The sequence below is a fragment of the uncultured Sphingomonas sp. genome (genome assembly GCF_937871615.1).
Classification (GTDB): domain Bacteria; phylum Pseudomonadota; class Alphaproteobacteria; order Sphingomonadales; family Sphingomonadaceae; genus Sphingomonas.
In genome coordinates, this window is record NZ_CALMPA010000051.1 from 21,650 (window position 1) to 40,060 (window position 18,411).

17 protein-coding genes are annotated in these 18,411 nt (G+C 66.4%); 8 read left to right on the top strand and 9 right to left on the bottom strand.

Going from position 1 to position 18,411, the window contains the following annotated elements:
• The first annotated feature begins 62 nt into the window (after positions 1-62).
• On the top strand, positions 63-908 hold the full coding sequence (gene panC / locus Q0316_RS15340) for a pantoate--beta-alanine ligase (protein WP_298674167.1): 846 nt from the start codon (positions 63-65) through the stop codon (positions 906-908).
• 88 nt (positions 909-996) lie between these two features.
• The gene (locus tag Q0316_RS15345) at positions 997-1,293 is read left to right on the top strand and encodes a hypothetical protein (RefSeq protein ID WP_298674169.1); all 297 of its coding nucleotides are present in this window, start codon (positions 997-999) and stop codon (positions 1,291-1,293) included.
• Positions 1,294-1,381: 88 nt separating this feature from the next.
• Here the strand turns inward: Q0316_RS15345 and topA are convergent, their stop codons facing one another.
• Genes topA through plsY form a run of 4 tightly spaced genes read right to left on the bottom strand, consistent with a single transcriptional unit; the run spans position 1,382 to position 6,033 of the window.
• A complete protein-coding gene (topA, locus tag Q0316_RS15350) occupies positions 1,382-3,931 on the bottom strand; it encodes a type I DNA topoisomerase (protein ID WP_298674170.1) in 2,550 nt (849 codons plus the stop codon).
• A 60-nt stretch (positions 3,932-3,991) separates the two neighbouring features.
• A complete protein-coding gene (locus Q0316_RS15355; protein ID WP_298674172.1) occupies positions 3,992-4,342 on the bottom strand; it encodes a hypothetical protein in 351 nt (116 codons plus the stop codon).
• Positions 4,343-4,358: 16 nt separating this feature from the next.
• Positions 4,359-5,429, bottom strand: a complete 1,071-nt coding sequence (gene dprA / locus Q0316_RS15360; protein WP_298674174.1) for a DNA-processing protein DprA — start codon at positions 5,427-5,429, stop codon at positions 4,359-4,361.
• The gene (plsY, locus tag Q0316_RS15365) at positions 5,422-6,033 is read right to left on the bottom strand and encodes a glycerol-3-phosphate 1-O-acyltransferase PlsY (protein WP_298674175.1); all 612 of its coding nucleotides are present in this window, start codon (positions 6,031-6,033) and stop codon (positions 5,422-5,424) included. The genes dprA and plsY overlap by 8 nt, the downstream gene beginning before the upstream one ends.
• Positions 6,034-6,149: 116 nt before the next feature.
• Between plsY and murI the strand changes: the two genes are divergently transcribed.
• Both murI and hemA read left to right on the top strand, forming a co-directional pair.
• Positions 6,150-6,938 carry a glutamate racemase gene (gene murI, locus Q0316_RS15370; RefSeq protein WP_298674176.1) on the top strand — a complete coding sequence of 263 codons (789 nt, stop codon included), beginning with the start codon at positions 6,150-6,152 and terminating at the stop codon, positions 6,936-6,938.
• A 62-nt stretch (positions 6,939-7,000) separates the two neighbouring features.
• The gene (hemA, locus tag Q0316_RS15375) at positions 7,001-8,245 is read left to right on the top strand and encodes a 5-aminolevulinate synthase (RefSeq protein ID WP_298674178.1); all 1,245 of its coding nucleotides are present in this window, start codon (positions 7,001-7,003) and stop codon (positions 8,243-8,245) included.
• 97 nt (positions 8,246-8,342) lie between these two features.
• Here hemA and queG read toward each other — a convergent pair whose 3' ends face one another.
• A complete protein-coding gene (queG, locus tag Q0316_RS15380) occupies positions 8,343-9,404 on the bottom strand; it encodes a tRNA epoxyqueuosine(34) reductase QueG (protein WP_298674180.1) in 1,062 nt (353 codons plus the stop codon).
• Positions 9,405-9,477: 73 nt separating this feature from the next.
• Between queG and Q0316_RS15385 the strand changes: the two genes are divergently transcribed.
• Genes Q0316_RS15385 through Q0316_RS15400 form a run of 4 tightly spaced genes read left to right on the top strand, consistent with a single transcriptional unit; the run spans position 9,478 to position 14,084 of the window.
• Complete coding sequence (locus Q0316_RS15385; RefSeq protein ID WP_298674181.1) at positions 9,478-10,395, top strand: ABC transporter ATP-binding protein; 918 nt, start codon at positions 9,478-9,480, stop codon at positions 10,393-10,395.
• Positions 10,392-11,624: an ABC transporter permease gene (locus Q0316_RS15390; protein ID WP_298674183.1), complete on the top strand. Its 1,233-nt coding sequence runs from the start codon at positions 10,392-10,394 to the stop codon at positions 11,622-11,624. Before Q0316_RS15385 ends, Q0316_RS15390 begins: the two co-directional genes overlap by 4 nt.
• 50 nt (positions 11,625-11,674) lie before the next feature.
• On the top strand, positions 11,675-12,916 hold the full coding sequence (locus Q0316_RS15395; protein ID WP_298674184.1) for a cytochrome P450: 1,242 nt from the start codon (positions 11,675-11,677) through the stop codon (positions 12,914-12,916).
• A gap of 58 nt (positions 12,917-12,974) precedes the next feature.
• Entirely contained in the window at positions 12,975-14,084 is a 1,110-nt protein-coding gene (locus Q0316_RS15400) for a DUF3667 domain-containing protein (protein ID WP_298674185.1), read from the top strand.
• Between the two features lie 70 nt (positions 14,085-14,154).
• Here the strand turns inward: Q0316_RS15400 and ftsH are convergent, their stop codons facing one another.
• From ftsH to Q0316_RS15420, 4 genes are all read right to left on the bottom strand, one after another.
• The gene (gene ftsH / locus Q0316_RS15405; protein WP_298674186.1) at positions 14,155-16,125 is read right to left on the bottom strand and encodes an ATP-dependent zinc metalloprotease FtsH; all 1,971 of its coding nucleotides are present in this window, start codon (positions 16,123-16,125) and stop codon (positions 14,155-14,157) included.
• A 63-nt stretch (positions 16,126-16,188) separates the two neighbouring features.
• Positions 16,189-17,160: a tRNA lysidine(34) synthetase TilS gene (gene tilS / locus Q0316_RS15410; protein WP_298674188.1), complete on the bottom strand. Its 972-nt coding sequence runs from the start codon at positions 17,158-17,160 to the stop codon at positions 16,189-16,191.
• A gap of 69 nt (positions 17,161-17,229) precedes the next feature.
• Positions 17,230-17,652, bottom strand: coding sequence for an SgcJ/EcaC family oxidoreductase (locus Q0316_RS15415; RefSeq protein WP_298674190.1), 423 nt, complete (start codon positions 17,650-17,652; stop codon positions 17,230-17,232).
• A gap of 150 nt (positions 17,653-17,802) precedes the next feature.
• Entirely contained in the window at positions 17,803-18,396 is a 594-nt protein-coding gene (locus Q0316_RS15420; protein ID WP_298674191.1) for a PEPxxWA-CTERM sorting domain-containing protein, read from the bottom strand.
• Between the last annotated feature and the right edge of the window lie 15 nt (positions 18,397-18,411).

Genomic DNA, 18,411 nt, shown 5'->3' on the forward strand with positions numbered 1-18,411 from the left:
TTGATCCCCTGGATAGGCACCCATAGAAGCCCGGTTCGTCAAGGACGAGGGGGTAAGATCGAGTGTTGACCGTTCGTGACCTTGCCGCATTGCGAGATGCGGTGAGGGAGTTCCGTGCTGAGGGAATGCGTGTGGCGCTCGTGCCGACGATGGGCGCACTGCATCCGGGGCACATCGCGCTGGTCGAGGCGGCCAGGCGTCAGGGCACGAAGGTGGTCGCGTCGATCTTCGTCAACCCCAGGCAATTCGGGCCGAACGAGGATCTTACCCGCTATCCCCGCCGCGAAACGGCGGATCTGGCGATGCTGGCCGATGCCGGTTGCGATCTGGCATGGCTGCCGGCGGTGGAGACGATGTACCCGGATGGCTTTGCCACCAATGTCAGCGTTTCGGGCGTCACCGAGGGGCTGGATGGCGCGTCACGCCCCGGCCATTTCGATGGCGTGGCGACCGTGGTGTCCAAGCTGTTCAATCAGGTTTCGCCCGACGCCGCCTATTTCGGCGAGAAGGATTACCAGCAATTGCAGGTGATTCGCCGCATGGTTGCCGATCTCGATTTCGATATCGAGGTGGTCGGCGTGCCGACGCAGCGCGATGATGACGGCCTCGCGCTGTCGTCGCGCAATATCTATCTCGACGAAACGGAGCGGGCGAAGGCGGTGGCGTTGCCGCGCGTGCTCGGCGTCGCGGCGCGCGCGATCGGGCGTGGAGACGATGTGGCGGCGGCGCTGGCGGAGGCGGAGGCGAACCTCGTCGCGGCGGGCTTCGCGGTCGATTATATCGCGCTGGCCGATGCCGAGACGCTGGATACCGATCCCGCCGATGGACGCCCGCGCCGGCTGCTCGCCGCGGCGCGGATGGGCGCGACGCGGCTGATCGACAATATCGCGATCGAGGATGGTCAATAAACGCCCTTAACGGCGTTAACCATTTCTGAAGGGAGTGCGCGGCAAACCCCCGGATCGGTTCTTTTTGAAACCGAAAAGGGGCGGCGAGATGGGCAACAGTCTCAAGAGCGCGAACTTCCTGATCGAAAGCCGGCTGCGCGATGCCGCACGCGGCGAGATCACGGCATATTATGATCTTGGCGTGGCTTATTCCACCGGCACCGCCGGCGTGCAGTTCGATCTGATCGAAGCGCATAAATGGTTCAATCTCGCCGCGATCAATGGCGACGAGACAGCGCAGGCGGCACGTGCGGAGATCGCGGGCGACATGAGCGCGCGCGAAGTGGCGATCGCCCAGCGCGCCGCGCGCGACTGGCTGGGCATGTTGCGGGCACGCGCGGCCTGAACCGGCGGCGAGCCATCGCGGCTCGCTTTATCGTGTCATCCGATCGGGCGCCTGATCGGCCCCGGCACATGGCCGGGGCGGTCGATCGTCATTCCTTCGCCGCGGCCTTCTTCGCGGGTGTCTTTTTCGCCGCTGCCTTCTTTGCGGGCGCCGCCTTTTTCTTCGGTGCCGCCTTCTTCTTTCCCTTGGCGGGCATCGCCGCGCGCGCGTCGATCAGTTGCGCGGCTTCCTCCAGCGTGAGTTGATCCGGCGCGATCGTCTTGGGCAGGGTCGCATTCGTCGTCCCGTCGGTGACGTAAGGGCCGTAACGCCCCTCCATCAGCTTGATCTCCGCCTCGGTGCGCGGGTGTGCGCCGAGCACCCTGAGTGGTTCGCGGCTGCCGCGTTGCCCGCGACCGCCCCCGGCGGCGGCCTCCGCGAGCTTGACGACGGCGGCGTTCATGCCGGTTTCGAACACATCGGCGGTCGATTGCAGCCGGGCATATTTGCCATCGTGCGCGAGATAGGGGCCGTAGCGCCCGATCGAGGCGGTGATCGGATGCCCGCTATCGGGATGCACGCCGATCGTGCGCGGCAGGCTCAACAGCTTCAGCGCCCATTCGAGCGTCATCTCGCCGATATCCTTGGGGATCGACGCGCGCTTCGCATCCTTGCCCTCGCCGAGCTGGATATAGGGGCCGAAGCGCCCCGCCTTGCGCTCCACCTCCAGCCCCGTCTCGGGATCGCGGCCAAGCGCTTCCGGCCCGGTGCTTTCGCCCTCGCTGCCGCCCGGCTGGGCGAAGCGGCGGGTGTATTTGCACTCGGGATAATTGGAGCAGGCGATGAACGCGCCAAACCGGCCCCCGCGCAGCGCGAGCTTGCCGTCGCCGCAATTCGGGCAGGCGCGCGGATCGCCGCCATCGGCGCGTTCGGGGAACAGATATGGCGCGAGGAACTGATCGAGCGCGGCGGTGATATCCGACGGCTTCTGCTCCATCACCTCGGTCGTGCGCGGCTTGAAATCGCGCCAGAACGCCTCCAGCACCGCCTGCCATTGCGCGCGGCCGCCGGACACATCGTCAAGCTCGTCCTCAAGCTCGGCGGTATAATCATAACCCACGTAACGCTCGAAAAAGCGTTCGAGGAACGCCGTCACCAGCCGCCCGCTCTCCTCCGCGAAGAAGCGGTTCTTCTCGATGCGGACGTAAGAACGGTCCTTAAGCGTCTGGATGATCGAGGCATAGGTGGAGGGGCGCCCGATGCCGAGTTCCTCCATCCGCTTGACCAGCGAGGCTTCGGAAAAGCGCGGCGGCGGCTGGGTGAAATGCTGTTCGGCCTCGACCGATTTCTTCGCCGGGGCATCGCCTTCGCGCAGGCGCGGCAGGCGGCGGGCATCATCGCCCTCGGCATCGTCCACGCCTTCCTCGTAAAGCGCGAGATAACCGGGGAACAGCACGACCTGCCCGGTCGCGCGCAGCACGTTGCGCCCGGTGCCGTCGGCCAGCTCGATCGTGGTGCGCTCCATCCGCGCCGACGCCATCTGGCTTGCCAGCGCGCGCTTCCAGATCAGCTCATAGAGCCGCGCGTGATCGCCGCTGCCGGCATGATCGCGGGAAAAATCGGTCGGGCGGATCGCCTCGTGCGCTTCCTGCGCGTTCTTCGCCTTGGTCTGATACTGGCGCGGCTTATCCGGCACGTAGCTCGCGTCATAGCGATCGGCGACCGCGCGCCGCGCGGCGGAGATGGCGCTGCCGTCCATCTGCACGCCATCGGTACGCATATAGGTGATCGCGCCGTCCTCGTAGAGGCCCTGCGCGATCCGCATCGTGTGGCTGGCGGAGAAGCCGAGCTTGCGCGCGGCCTCCTGCTGCAAGGTGGAGGTGGTGAACGGCGGCGGCGGGTTGCGCGTCGCGGGCTTGGTCTCGACCGACTGGACGGCGAAGCGCCCCGCCTCAACATCGGCGCGCGCGCGGCTCGCGGTGCCCTCGTCGCCGATCGACAGGCGATCGAGCTTCTTGCCCTCCCACTGGACGAGGCGCGCGGCGAACGGCGTGCCATCCTGCTCCATCGCGGCGGTGATCGACCAATATTCCTGCGCGCGGAACAGCTCGATCTCGCGCTCGCGCCCCACGATCAGCCTGAGCGCGACCGACTGCACACGCCCGGCGGATTTGGCGCCCGGCAGCTTGCGCCACAGCACCGGCGAGAGCGTGAAGCCGACGAGATAATCGAGCGCGCGGCGCGCGCGATAGGCGTCGATCAGATCGGTATCGAGTTCGCGCGGCGCCGCCATCGCCGCCGTCACCGCCGCCTTGGTGATCGCGTTGAAGGTGACGCGCTCCACCTGCTTGGGCAGCGCCTTGCGGCCCCGCAGCACCTCTTGCACGTGCCACGAAATCGCCTCGCCCTCGCGATCAGGGTCGGTCGCGAGGATCAGACGGTCGGCCTTTTTCGCCTCGTCGGCGATCGCCTTCAACTGCTTTGCCTTGTCGGCGTAATTTTCCCATTCCATCGCGAAGCCCGCGTCGGGATCGACCGAACCATCCTTCGGCGGCAGATCGCGGACATGGCCGTAGCTCGCGAGCACGCGATAATCGGCGCCGAGATACTTCTCGATGGTTTTCGCCTTGGCCGGCGATTCTACGATGACAAGCTGCATTGTGGCTTCGTTTTATCCTTCACACGTACGCGCGAGGGTGGCGAGGTGTCGGCGCGCCCGTCAAGAGCGTGGTGTGGCGCGGAACGCCAGCAAAAAACCGATGCCGAGCAAAAGATCAATCAGGCCGAAGGGCAGGAGCAGGGCCGGCGCGCGGCCCTGCGCGCACAGGATCGCGACCGGCGCGGCGAACACGAGTTTCTCCACTACGGCTACCGGCATCAGCGCGCGATACCGCACCGGATCGCCGCCGATGATCCAGAAGGCGAGCTGGAAGGCGCTTGCCGTGCCGATGAAACCATAAGCAAAGGCTTCCGCGCCCGCCGGCGGCGTCTGGAAATATTGCGGGAGCAGCACGACCAGCCCGTAGATCGCGGCGCCCCGGAACCATCGCGAAACCCATGCTGGCGCCACCGCTTTCCTCCGCTCGTCAGGCCAGGCTTGCCCGGCCCCCGGCATGACGTTCGAGCCGCCCGGCCAGTTCCAGTTCAAGCAGCACCGTCTGCACGATCGCGGGCGGATGGCCGGACTGGCGGATCAACTCGTCCACCGCGACCGGCACCGGGCCGAGCAGGGCGGCGATGGCGCGCCGTGCGGCATCGTCGGCATCGTCGGGAGGCGCACCGGCGAATGGCGAGGTGGGCGCGCGCACCGCGCGGGCGTCGATCGGGCGGATCTGTTCGAGCACGTCGGCGGCGGTCTGCACCAGGATCGCGCCTTCGCGAATCAGCAGATTGCAGCCCTGCGCGCGCGGATCGAGCGGGCTGCCGGGCACCGCCATCACCTCGCGCCCGGCCTCGTTCGCCAGCCGCGCGGTAATCAGCGAGCCGGATTTGGGCGCCGCCTCCACCACCACCGTGCCCGCCGCGATCCCGGCGATGATGCGGTTGCGATGCGGGAAGTGGCGCGCGCGCGGCTCGGTGCCGGGCGGCATTTCCGCGATCAGCAGAGCCTCTTGCGCGATCCGTTCCTGAAGCGCGGCATTCTCGGGCGGGTAAGCGATGTCGATCCCGCCGGCGATCACCGCGATGGTGCGCGCGCCCGCGCCCATATGCGCCGCGGTGTCGATCCCGCGCGCGAGGCCCGAGACGACCGATGCGCCTTCGCCCGCGAGATCATGGGCGAGTTGGCGGGCGAAGCGGCACGCGGCGGCGGAGGCGTTGCGCGCGCCGACGATGGCGATCGCCGGGCGCCGCGCCAGCGCGATATCGCCGCGCACGATGATCGCGCTCGGGGCGTTTTCGAGTTCGGCGAGCAGCGGGGGATAATCCGCATTGCCCAGAAACAGATAGCGCGCGCCGAGTTCGCTCACCCGCTGCATCTCGTGTTCGATCACGCGCTGCTCTGGCGGCGAAGGCGCGCGGCCACCGCCACGCCGCGCGAGATCGGGCAATGCCGCCAGCGCGCGCGTCGCATCGCCGAAACGCGCGATCAACTGGCGATAGGTGACGGGGCCGATGCCGGGCGTGCGGATCAGCCGCAGCCGATCGGCATCACTCACGCGCGCCGCCGACCCTCGGTTCGGTCCCGTCGAGCAGCCGGGCGATGTTCGCGCGGTGCTTCCACAATACGATCAGCGCCAGCGCGATCAGCAGCGGCACGATATCGAACCAGCCGAATGCCGCCGCCGTCACCGGCGCGGCGATCGCCGCCGCCATTCCCGCAAGCGAGGAAACGCGCAGCAACGCGAGCAGCCCAAGCCATACCACGGCATAGACGAGGCCAAGCTGCCAGTGCAGCGCCAGCACGATGCCCATCAGCGTCGCCACCCCCTTGCCGCCGCGAAAGGCGAGCCAGATCGGATAGCAATGGCCGAAGAACGCGCCCGCGGCGGCGAGCGCGGCATCGCCGGGGAACAGCGCCTCCACGATCAGCACGGCGGCGGCGCCCTTGCCGAGATCGAGCAGCAGCGTCGCCGCCGCCAGCCCCTTGCGCCCGGTGCGCAACACGTTGGTGGCGCCGATATTGCCCGATCCGATCGCGCGCAGATCCCCCGCGCCGAACAATCGCGTCAGGATCACCCCGAACGGGATGGAGCCAAGCAGATAGCCGATCAGCAAAGCCGCGGCCGGTGCTACCCAGACGATTCCAGTTTCCAGCGCCATATCCCCCAAATGACGGATGATGGCTTAAGGCCCAAACCCGTTCAGGGCAACGCCGTGCGGCGCGGCTTTGCCGGTTGCATTGTCGCGGCCGGATTTGCCCCCTAATGGCGCGATACATGAGCGATGCGCGGCCCATCCTGTTTTTCGATTCGGGTGTGGGCGGGTTGTCGATCGCGGCGCCGGCGCGCGCGGCGGTGCCCGATGCGCGGTTCGTCTATGTCGCGGATTCGGCGGGCTTTCCTTATGGCACGCGCAGCGAGGTGGAAATCGCCGCGCGCGTGCCCGCGCTGCTCGGGCGGCTGGCGGAGCGTTATGATCCGCGGCTGATCGTGATCGCGTGCAACACCGCCTCGACGATCGCGCTGGCGGCGGTGCGCCAGGCGCTGGACCTGCCGATCGTCGGCACCGTGCCCGCGATCAAGCCGGCGGCGGCGATGAGCGAGACGCGCACGATCGGCGTGCTCGGCACGAAAGCCACGGTGCGGCAGGCCTATGTCGACGATCTCGCCGCGCGTTTCGCCGCCGATTGCCGGGTGATTCGCCACGGCTCGGCGGAGCTGGTGCAACTCGCCGAGGCCAAATTGCGCGGCGAGGCGACCGATCCGGCACGCTATCGCGCCGTGCTCGCCGGGCTGTTCGATCAGCCGGGCGGGGAGGCGATCGACGTGATCGTCAACGCCTGCACGCATTTCCCGCTGGTCGAGGATGAGCTTGCCGCCGCAGCACCTCATGCGGTGCGCTTCGTCGATGGCGGCGCGGGGATCGCGCGGCGCATCGCCTATCTGACGCAAGGGCAGGATTTCGCGCGTAATGCCGAGGATGTCGCGGTGTTCACGGGCGAGGGCGGGGCGGCGCTGGCCCCGGCGCTGGCGCGTTACGGCTTTTCGCGGGTCGACCGGCTCTGATGACTTTTCCCCGAGCGGATTTCCGCTGGCGCTGTTGCTGACACCAAGGTAAGCGACTGGGCATGAGCACCGAGGAAAGCGACGCGCGCCCAGTCGACTATTCGCGCGTTTTCAACCAAGCGATCGACCGGCTTCACACCGAGGGCCGCTATCGCGTTTTCATCGACATCCTGCGCAACAAGGGCGCCTTTCCCAACGCGCGCTGCTTCGCCGGGCATAACGGGCCGAAGCCGATCACGGTGTGGTGCTCGAACGATTATCTCGCGATGGGCCAGCATCCCAAGGTGATCGCGGCGATGGAGGAGGCGCTCCACGATGTCGGCGCCGGCTCCGGCGGCACGCGCAACATCGGCGGCAACACGCATTACCACATTGATCTGGAAGCCGAGCTTGCCGATCTGCACGGCAAGGAAGGCGCGCTGCTGTTCACCTCCGGCTATGTCTCGAACGAGGCGACGCTGGCGACGGTGGCGAAGGTGCTGCCGGGCTGCATCATCTTTTCCGACGAACTCAATCACGCCTCGATGATCGCGGGCATCCGCAACGCGGGCTGCGAGAAGCATGTTTTCCGCCACAACGATCTTGCGCATCTGGAGGAGCTGCTCGCGGCGGCCGATCCGTCGCTGCCCAAGCTGATCGCGTTCGAGAGCGTTTATTCGATGGAGGGCGATGTCGCCCCGATCGCGGCGATCTGCGACCTTGCCGACAAATATAACGCGCTGACCTATCTCGATGAGGTCCATGCGGTGGGCATGTACGGCCCGCGCGGCGGCGGCATTTCCGAGCGTGACGCGGTGGCGCATCGCCTGACGATCATCGAAGGCACGCTGGGCAAGGCGTTTGGCGTGATGGGGGGCTATATCGCCGCCGACAAGGTCATCATCGACGTGATCCGCTCCTATGCGCCGGGGTTCATCTTCACCACCTCGCTGTCCCCGGTGCTGGTCGCGGGCGTGCTGGCGAGCGTGCGCCACCTGAAGCAATCGACCGCGGAGCGCGAGGGCCAGCAGGCGGCGGCGGCGAAGCTGAAGGCGATGTTCGCCGAGGCCGGGCTGCCGGTGATGATCGGCGAAACGCATATCGTGCCGCTGATGGTGGGCGATCCGGTGAAGGCGAAGAAGATCAGCGACGTGCTGCTCGCCGAATATGGCATCTACGTCCAGCCGATCAATTATCCGACCGTGCCGCGTGGCACCGAGCGGCTGCGCTTCACCCCCGGCCCGACGCATGACGAAGCGATGATGCGAGAGCTTACCGACGCGCTGGCCGAAATCTGGGACCGGCTGGAGATCAGGAAGGCGGCCTGAGACGGGGCGCCCGCCGGGCTGCAAACTTCCATTCGGGCTGAGCTTGTCGACGCTCTGTCTTTTCCTTGCCGAAGAAAAGGGCAGCCCCTCGACAAGCTCAGGGCGAACGGGTTTGGAGCGGGGCGAGCCGCGCTATCGCCCATTGCGCGGCATCGCGCACCACGTCGTTCGCGTCGTCGAGCAACGATGCGACTGCGCTCGCCAGCGCCGCATCGCCGCTGTTTCCCGCCGCGATCAGGCAGTTGCGCATCATCCGATCCCGCCCGATGCGCTTGATCGGGGAACCGGCGAACACCTGGCGGAAGCCCGCATCGTCCAGCGCGAGCAGATCGGCGAGATGCGGCGCGGCCAGCTCCGCGCGCGGGGCGAAGGCGCGGTTGGCGCGCGCCGCCTCGGCGAACTTGTTCCACGGACAGGCGGCGAGGCAATCGTCACAGCCATAGATGCGATTGCCGATCGACGCGCGAAATTCCTCCGGGATCGGCCCGGCATGTTCGATCGTGAGATAGGAGATGCAGCGCCGCGCATCGAGCCGATAGGGGGCGGGAAAGGCATTGGTCGGGCAGGCGCGCTGGCACGCGTCGCACGAGCCGCAGGTGTCGCGCCCGGCCTTGTCCGGTTCGAGCGCCAGCGTGGTGTAGATCGCGCCGAGGAACAGCCAGCTTCCGTCCGTCCGGCTGACGAGATTGGTGTGCTTGCCCTGCCAGCCGAGCCCGGCGGCCTCCGCCAGCGGCTTTTCCATCACCGGCGCGGTATCGACGAACACCTTTAGGTCTCCGCCGGCCTCCGCCACCAGCCAGCGAGCGAGCGCTTTCAGCGCCTTTTTCACCAGATCGTGATAATCGGTGCCCTGCGCATAGACGGAGATGCGGCCATGCGCCGGCTCGCCTGCCAGGCGCATCGGGTCTTCGCGCGGGGCGTAGCTCATGCCGAGCGCGATCACGCTGCGCGCTTCCGGCCATAGCCCGGCGGGATTCTCGCGGTGATGCGCGCGCGCCTCCATCCACAGCATGTCGCCATGCGCGCCTTCCGCAAGCCATGCGCGCAGCCGCTCCGCCGTGCGCGGCGCGGCATCGGCCAGCGCGATGCCGCAGGCTACGAAGCCGAGTTCGGCGGCCTTCAGCTTCAGCCGCGCTTCAAGAGAATTGTTTACAGACACCGCCTATAATTAGCACAAAGCGGTAAGGCGCGGATCACAATTCCCGCGCGATCAGGCGAACGAAAGTGAATGCGTGAGCGATAATCCGGCGATCACCGCGAGCGGCCTGGTCAAGCGTTTCGGGGGGCGGCCCGTGGTCGACGGGGTTGATCTCCTTGTGTCGCGCGGGCTGATCTATGGCGTGCTCGGCCCCAATGGCGCGGGCAAGACGACGACGCTGCGCACCCTGCTTGGCATCATCGAGCCGGATGAGGGGAGCCGCACCCTGCTCGGCAACAGCCATCCGCGCGAGGTGAGCGATCTCGTCGGCTATCTGCCGGAGGAGCGCGGGCTTTATCCGACGATGAAGACGCAGGAGGCGATCGCCTTCATGGGCGCGCTGCGTGGCCTGCCCTGGGCCGAAGGGCGGGCACGCGCGACGATGCTGCTCGAAGAAAACGGGCTAGGCCATGCGATCGACCAGAAGATACGCAAGCTTTCCAAGGGGATGGCTCAGCTTGTTCAATTGTTTGGTTCGATCGTGCACCGGCCCGAACTGCTCGTGCTCGATGAGCCGTTCTCCGGGCTGGATCCGGTCAATCAGGAACGGCTGGAGGCACTGATCCTCGCCGAGCGCGATCGCGGGGCGACGATCCTGTTTTCCACCCATGTCATGGCGCACGCGCAGCGGCTGTGCGACCGCCTCTCGATCATCGCGCGCGGCAAGCGGCGGTTCGAGGGGACGGTGGCTGACGCGCGCGCGCTGTTGCCGCAGCAGGTGCTCTATACGCCGCATTTCGCCGATGGTGGGATCACCGCGCTGTTGCCGCCCGATGCGACGCGCGCGGGGGAGGCATGGCGCTTCGAAATGCCGGGCGGTGGGATCGAGGCGTTGCTGAAGCGGCTGATCGACGGCGGATATGGCATTTCCGGCCTGTCGATCGAGCGGCCCGGCTTGCATGAGGCGTTCGTCCGCATCGTCGGCGATGCGGCGATGGAGGATGCGGCATGAGCGCATTGCCCCGCGCCCTGCGCCAGACGTTGACGATCGCGCGCCGCGATTTCGTCGCGACCGTCTTCACGCCGATCTTCCTGCTGTTCCTGTTCGCGCCCGTCATCATGGGGTCGTTCGGCGCGATCGGCGGGCTGGGTGCGCAGAACGTGTCGGCAGGCGCCGCCGCCAGAACGCATCTGGTGGCGATCGCCGCGCCATCGGATGCGGCATTGCTGCGTGAGGCGGATGCCGCGCTGCGCCCGCTGTTTCCGCCCGACGCGGAACCGCCGACGCTGGAGATTCGCGCGCCCTCGGGCGATCCGGCGATGCAGGCGCGCGCCGCCTTCGCCGCGCCCGATGTGGATATCGCCGCGGTGATGGCCGGCCCGCTCGATCGACCGAACATCATGCGCACGTCCGATGCGCGGCGCGGGGGAGCGTATCTCGCCGCGCTGGCGGATCGCGCGACCCGCCTCGCGCGCGATCCCGCGACTCGCTCCATCCCGGCGATCAGCATCGTCGCGCGCGCGGGGCCGAGCGCGCGGAACCGTGACGCATCCGCCTTCATCGCGGTGTTCGGGATATTCTTCCTCACGCTGTTCCTGTCGGGGCAGGTGGTCGGCACCATGGCGGAGGAGCGCAACAACAAGGTGATCGAGGTGCTGGCCGCCGCGGTGCCGCTGGAAAGCGTGTTCCTCGGCAAGCTCGTCGGCATGTTCGGCGTGGCGGCGCTGTTCGTCGTCTTCTGGGGCGTGGTGCTGAGCCAGATCAGCACCTTCCTGCCGGGCGGCGGGCTGGCGAGCATGGCGCCGGGCGTGGGGATGGGAGCCTTCGCATTCTTGTTCGCGGCCTATTTCGCGATGGCTTATCTGCTGCTTGGCGCGGTCTTCCTCAGCGTCGGCGCGCAGGCGTCGACCATGCGCGAGATCCAGATGCTGTCGCTGCCGATCACCATCATCCAGATCGGGATGTTTGCTCTGGCTTCCGCGGCGGTTTCGCATCCCGGATCATGGCTGGCGCGGGCGGCGGAGATATTCCCGCTATCGTCGCCGTTCGCCATGATCGGGCACGCCGTGAACGCGCCTGAACTGTGGCCGCATCTCCTGGCGCTCGCGTGGCAGGCGCTGTGGGTGGCGATCTTCATCGCGATCGGTGCGCGGCTGTTCCGGCGCGGCGTGCTCCAGTCCGGCAGCCCGGTGGGCGCATGGCGCAGATTGTTCAATCGCGCCGATCGCGCAGGCTATTGACATTCATGTCAGCTAAGGCTTTCCTTCGCACAAAGAACTAGGAGAGAAGCATGGCCACGCTGGCGAAGAACGTGAGCGATATCGCGGCGGTCGATCCGCTCGATGTCAGCCGCGCGGAGCTTTATCGCGACGATACATGGCATAAGCCCTTCGCCGAACTGCGCGCGACCGCGCCGGTCCACAAGGTCGAGCATTCGGAATACGGGCCGTATTGGTCGGTTTCCACCTACAAGCCGATCGTCGAGGTCGAGTCGCTGCCCGATCTCTATTCGTCGGAGGTCGGCGGGATTACGCTCGCGGACTTCATCGAGAATTCCGATGTGAAGATGCCGATGTTCATCGCGCGCGATCGCCCGGTGCACACCGGCCAGCGCCGCACGGTTTCCCCCGCTTTCACGCCATCGGAAATGACACGCATGTCCGGCGATATCCGCCGCCGCACCGAGGAGGTGCTGGATAGCCTGCCATGGGGCGAGGGCTTCGACTGGGTGGACAAGGTTTCGATCGAACTGACCACGCAGATGCTGGCGATCCTGTTCGATTTTCCCTGGGAGGATCGCCGCAAGCTGACCTTCTGGTCCGATTGGGCGGGCGATATCGAGATCGTCAAGAACGAGGAACTGCGCCAGCAGCGGCTGCAATATATGTATGAATGCGGCGCCTATTTCCAGAATCTGTGGAACGCGAAGGTCGGCAAGCCGCAGACGCCGGATCTCATCAGCATGATGATCCATTCGGACGCGATGAGCCACATGGATCATTTCGAATTTATCGGAAATCTGATCCTGCTGATCGTCGGCGGCAACGATACGACGCGCAACACCATGTCCGGCCTTGCCTTTGGCCTGAACAAATTCCCGGACGAGCGCGCCAAGCTGGAGGCCGATCCGTCACTCATCCCCAACGCGGTGAGCGAGGTGATCCGCTGGCAGACACCGCTCGCGCACATGCGCCGCACCGCGACCGCCGATACCGAACTGATGGGGCAGCAGATCAAGGCCGGCGACAAGCTCGCGCTCTGGTATATCTCCGCCAACCGCGATCAGACGGTGTTCGGCGACGATGCGGACAAGCTGGTGGTCGATCGCGCCAACGCGCGGCGGCATCTGGCGTTCGGCCACGGCATCCACCGCTGCGTCGGCGCGCGACTGGCCGAATTGCAGGTCGGCATCCTGCTGGAGGAAATGGCGAAGCGCCGGATGCGCGTGAATGTGACCGGCGCGGTGGAACGCGTCCCGGCATGTTTCGTCCATGGTTATCGCAAGATTCCGGTGGAATTGAGCCGATATTGACGCCCTTTGCCAACCCGCCCGACAGCCGGTATTCGCCGGCTGTCAGCGGGGAACAGGCATGACAGGGATTGAGGCGGGAGCGGATATTGCCACCGGGGCGTTGTTAGCCCGTGCCGTGGAGCCGGTGGGGGCGGTCGATTCCGCCACGGGCGGCCATGGCGCGGGGGAATGCCTCAATTGCGGAACGGGGCTGATCGGCGCACATTGCCACGGGTGCGGGCAGGCGGGGCATGTCCATCGCACCATAAGCGCGATCGGCCACGAAATCGCGCACGGCGTGTTCCATTTCGATGGCAAGATCTGGCGCACGCTGCCGTTGCTGGTGCTCCATCCGGGTGAATTGACGCGGCGCTATATCGCGGGAGAGCGCGCGCGCTTTGTCTCGCCGCTGGCGGTTTTCCTGTTCTCCGTCTTTCTGATGTTCGCGGTGGTAGCCAATCTGTCGGGCTGGCATCTTAGCAATCCGGATTTTCTGAAACCCGGCGTGAACGGCGGGATGGCGCAGGCGCGGCTCAAGCTCGATGAGGAGCGCCTACGCGCGGTTGCCGCCGCGAACGGCGCGCGGGCGAAACTGGCGAAGGAACAGCGCAAATCCGATCCGGACAATGAGCGTGTTGCCAGATTCCAGCAGCGGATCGCGAAAGCGGATGAGGCGGTGCGCGCGATCACTACCGCCGAACGCGCGCTGCCGCTGCCGACGACGTTCGACGTGGAGGGCGCCCCCCGATCATCGGACAGCAACTGGCTGGAAGCGAAATTCCGCCACATGCGGGAAAATCCCGAGCTAGTGCTCTACAAGCTGAAGAACACGGCCTACAAATATAGTTGGGCGCTGATCCCGATCTCGCTGCCGTTCCTGTGGCTGCTGTTTCCGTTCAGCCGCCGCTACGGCATGTACGATCACGCCGTCTTCACCACCTATTCGCTGACTTTCATGACCTTGCTTACGATCGCGCTGGCATTGCTGGGCGCGATTGGCGTGCCGGGATGGCAGCTATGGGCGGCGGCGGCGATCATATCACCGATCCACATCTACAAGCAGCTCAAGGGCACCTATCGGCTGAGCCGGACGAGCGGACTGATCCGGACCATGCTGCTATGCGCGATGATCCTGTGCGCGATCGTGCCGATCTTCGCGGTGCTGCTGATCGTCCTGGGGCTGGCGTAACGCGCAAAAAGAAACCCCGGCGGCGATGGCCGGGGTTTCCCTTGAAAACCGAGCGCTAATCCCGCCCGCGTCACGCCCCGGCGGGCGAGGGCGTTCCGAACGGCCCGGAAGGCCGCCGCGTCTTGGGGATAGAGGTGCCGGCGGCGCGCACCGGCGGCGCCTTCGGGCCGTTATCCATGCGACCGATCTCCTCGCCGGCGATCAGCTTCTTGATCTCGTCGCCGGTAAGCGTTTCATATTCGAGCAGTGCCCCGGCCAGCGTGTGAAGCTGGTCGATATGCTCGCTCAGCACGTGCTTGGCGCGCGCCAGCCCGCCTTCGACGATCATGCGAATCTCGTCGTCGATCAACTGCTGCGTCTGGTTCGACATGCGCACCGGCTGCGATGACGAATAGCCGAGGAAACTTTCGCCCTCCGGCTGCGAATATTCGACCGGGCCGACCTTGTCGGACATGCCCCATTTGGTGACCATGTCGCGCGCGAGGCCGGTGGCATATTGGATATCGCCCGATGCGCCGGACGATACCTTGTCATAGCCGAAGATCACTTCCTCGGCGACACGCCCGCCCATCGAAACGGCGAGGTTGGCGTACATCTTGTCGCGGTGATAGCTGTACGAATCGCGTTCCGGCAGGCGCATCACCATGCCAAGCGCGCGACCGCGCGGGATGATCGTCGCCTTGTGGATCGGGTCCGATGCCGGCTCGTGCAGCGCGACGATCGCGTGGCCTGCCTCATGATAGGCGGTCATACGCTTCTCGTCCTCGGTCATCACCATGGAGCGCCGCTCGGCGCCCATCATCACCTTGTCCTTCGCCTCCTCGAACTCGGCCATGGCGACGAGCCGCTTGCTCTTGCGCGCCGCCATCAGCGCCGCCTCGTTGACGAGATTGGCGAGATCGGCGCCCGAGAAGCCCGGCGTGCCGCGCGCGATGACGCGGGCGTCGACGTCGGGGGCGAGGGGGACCTTCTTCATGTGGACTTCGAGGATCTTGATACGGCCCTCGATATCCGGGCGCGGCACGACGACCTGGCGATCGAAACGACCGGGCCGGAGCAGCGCCGGATCGAGCACATCGGGCCGGTTGGTGGCGGCGATGATGATGATTCCTTCGTTCGCCTCGAACCCGTCCATCTCGACAAGTAGCTGATTCAGCGTCTGTTCGCGTTCATCATTGCCGTTGCCGAGCCCGGCGCCGCGATGGCGGCCCACCGCGTCGATTTCGTCGATGAAGACGATGCAAGGCGCGGATTTCTTGGCCTGTTCGAACATGTCGCGGACACGGCTGGCGCCCACGCCGACGAACATTTCCACGAAATCGGAACCACTGATCGTAAAGAACGGCACACCCGCTTCACCCGCGATCGCGCGGGCGAGCAGCGTCTTGCCGGTGCCGGGCGAGCCGACCAGCAGCGCGCCCTTGGGGATCTTGCCGCCAAGCCGGGCGAATTTCGTCGGATCCTTCAGGAATTCGACGATCTCCTCCAGCTCCTCACGGGCCTCGTCGATGCCGGCGACATCATCGAAGGTGACCTTGCCTTCCTTTTGCGTCAGCATCCGCGCGCGGCTCTTGCCGAAGCCCATCGCGCCGCCGGCACCGCCGCCCTTCTGCATCTGGCGCATCACGAGGAACGCGATGCCGAGGAACAGCATGAACGGCAGCGCCTGCACCAGCACATATTGCCAGATCGACGGCCCATCCTCCGGCTTGCCCGAAATCGCGATATTCGCCTTGCGCAGACGATCGGTGAGCTGCGGATCGCTGACCGGATAGGCGCGGAATTTCTCGCCGGACTTGAACGTGCCGGTGATGAGATCGCGGCTGACGTTCACATCCTTCACGGTGCCCTGATCGACCTTGTCGAGGAAGGTCGAATAGGCGATCGTATTGCCCTGTGCCGCCGGCGTCTTGCTGTCGAACATCGTGACGACGAGCGCCAGCGCGAGCAGGATGCCGACCCAGATCAGCAGGCTCTTCATCCATGGATTCGGGCCACCGCCGTTATTGTCGGGGCCGGGCTGCTTGTCCTTGTCGATCATGCACTACCTTTCGCAACCTCCAATGTAGGCGACGGGAGGTTAATGGCAATGGAACAACGCCCATCAGAGTGATCGACGCGGTGGCGCTTTTTCGATCGCCCATGAATCGCCGCGCGGCGCGATCATCACGCCGCCTTGCGTGGCGCGCGCGCCAGCCTCCAGCGAATCGAGCAGCGGCTCGATATTGGTCGCCTCGCTCCACGCAGGCGCGGTGAGCGCATGGCGCGCGCGCGCCGCGCTGATCGCGCGGCGGGCGAGCCGGCGGCGCAACTCGCGCGGCAGCCCCGCGACATCGGCGAGGATCGCGCCATCGCCGCTTGCGCGCTCCGCCCACAGGCGATCCGCGACATAAGCGAGCGCAGCCTCGGCCTCGGCCAGCGCGGCGGCGGATTGCGCCAGCGCGAGCGGATCGAGCGACGGCGCATCGGCGAGCAGCGCGCGGATACGCGTCCGGTCGTGGCGCGGATCGGCGTTGCTCGGGTCATCGACGAACGGGGCCTGGGCATGGATCGCGATCTCGCGCAATTCGCGCCGCCGCCAGCCGAGCAGCGGGCGCAGCGCGGGAAAGCCCGCGATCGTCGCGCGCGCGCGGATGCCCGAAAGCCCGGCCACGCCGGAGCCGCGCGCGGCGCGCATCAGGAAGGTTTCCGCCTGATCGTCGGCATGATGCGCGGTGAGGATCGCCGCCGCGCCCTGTTCGCGCGCCCAGCCGGCGAGCAGCGCATAGCGCGCCTCGCGCGCGCGCGCCTGGATGCTGGCGCCCGCGATCGGCGCATCGGGCGCGAGGATCGCGTGGCGCACGCCGAGCGCCGCGCAATGCGCCGCGACCATCGCGGCTTCGTCGGCGCTGGCGGGGCGGAGGCGATGATCGACGGTGGCCGCCACGATCCGCGCGGGAGCGGCGGTGTGGACGAGGGCGAGCAGCGCCATGCTGTCCGCCCCGCCCGATACCGCGATCACCAGCCGATCGTCATCGGCGGCGAGGCGCGCGAGGCTGGCGCGAAAACGATCAATGGTGGCGGCGGGCGGGGGCATGTCGGTCAGCCAGCTATCAGAGCGCGGCGCCCTGGGCCATGCGGCAATGGACGCGCGACCAGCCCGGCTTCACTCCCGCAGTATGGGCTCGCCGGTCCGGGGATTGGTCAGCGTGACATTTTCGAGCGCCAGGATGCGCCATTCGTCGCCCGCGCGGGTGAGGACGGCCATGATGAGCGTGTCTATCTCGTGCGGGCCGGCCGGGTGCGCGGTGCCGGTGGTGAGGCGCGTCCAGAAATGCGTCACCGCGGCATCCTCGCCGACCGGAACCACGTCGATCAGCTCATTCTTCAATGTCGAATCGCGATAGATGGTTTCGTGGATCGAGCGGTGAAGGGCGACGATTTCGTCGACGCCGCGCACATAATGCCCAAATCGGTTCACGAATGTCGCGTCGGCGTGAAACAGATCACCGAAGGCAAGCATGTCATGCGCGTTCCAGGCGGCCTGAAACGCGGGCGAGGCATCTTCGGGCCGGGTAATTCGCGGCATGATCCACCCCTGTTCGCCGAACGCCGGCTCAATCGAACAACCCGTCCCGCCGCCTGCGTTGAGCATCCGCCCCCGCGCGGCGCGCGCGACATTACGATAAAGCCGCCGACCTTGCGACCGGCGGCTCTATGCCATCCATTGGATCGGACGTTACATCGCTTCGCCGCTGGCGATGCGCTTCACCTTCGCGTCGAACCGAGCGTCCGAGCGGCGCTTTGCGCTGCGCAACATGCCGCCCACCGCGCCGAAGCCGAGGATCATCAAGGCCCAGCTCGCCGGCTCCGGCACGCCGCCGGCCTTGATCGACAGGGTGTCGAAATCGAAGCTGTGGATTCCGTTGCGGTAATCACTTCCCGAACCCGGCGCCGGGTTGAAGAAGAATCCGAACGACCCGTTGCCGTTGAGCGCGCTGAGTGAACTGTGATAGCCGCAGCCGGCGAAGCCGCAGCTATTGAGATCGGCCACGAAAACATTCGTCGCGGTATCATAGGCGAAATGGACATAGTTGGTGAGCCCGGCAATGTCCGCCAGCGTATAGGTATTCCCGGTGTTCGCGATGGAAACCGAAAATGCGGTCAGGTCGCCATAGCCGAGCACCCCGGTAGCGCCGTTGGCATAGCTGAAACTGCCGGTGGCGACATCCGTGCCGCCCGAGGAATAAGTGAAGACCTTGGTGGCTGCGTCAGCCGATGTCGCGAATGTAGCCAGCGCCGCGAGCGCGATGGCCCCCTTCAAATAGCTCATATCAAACTCCCCGTT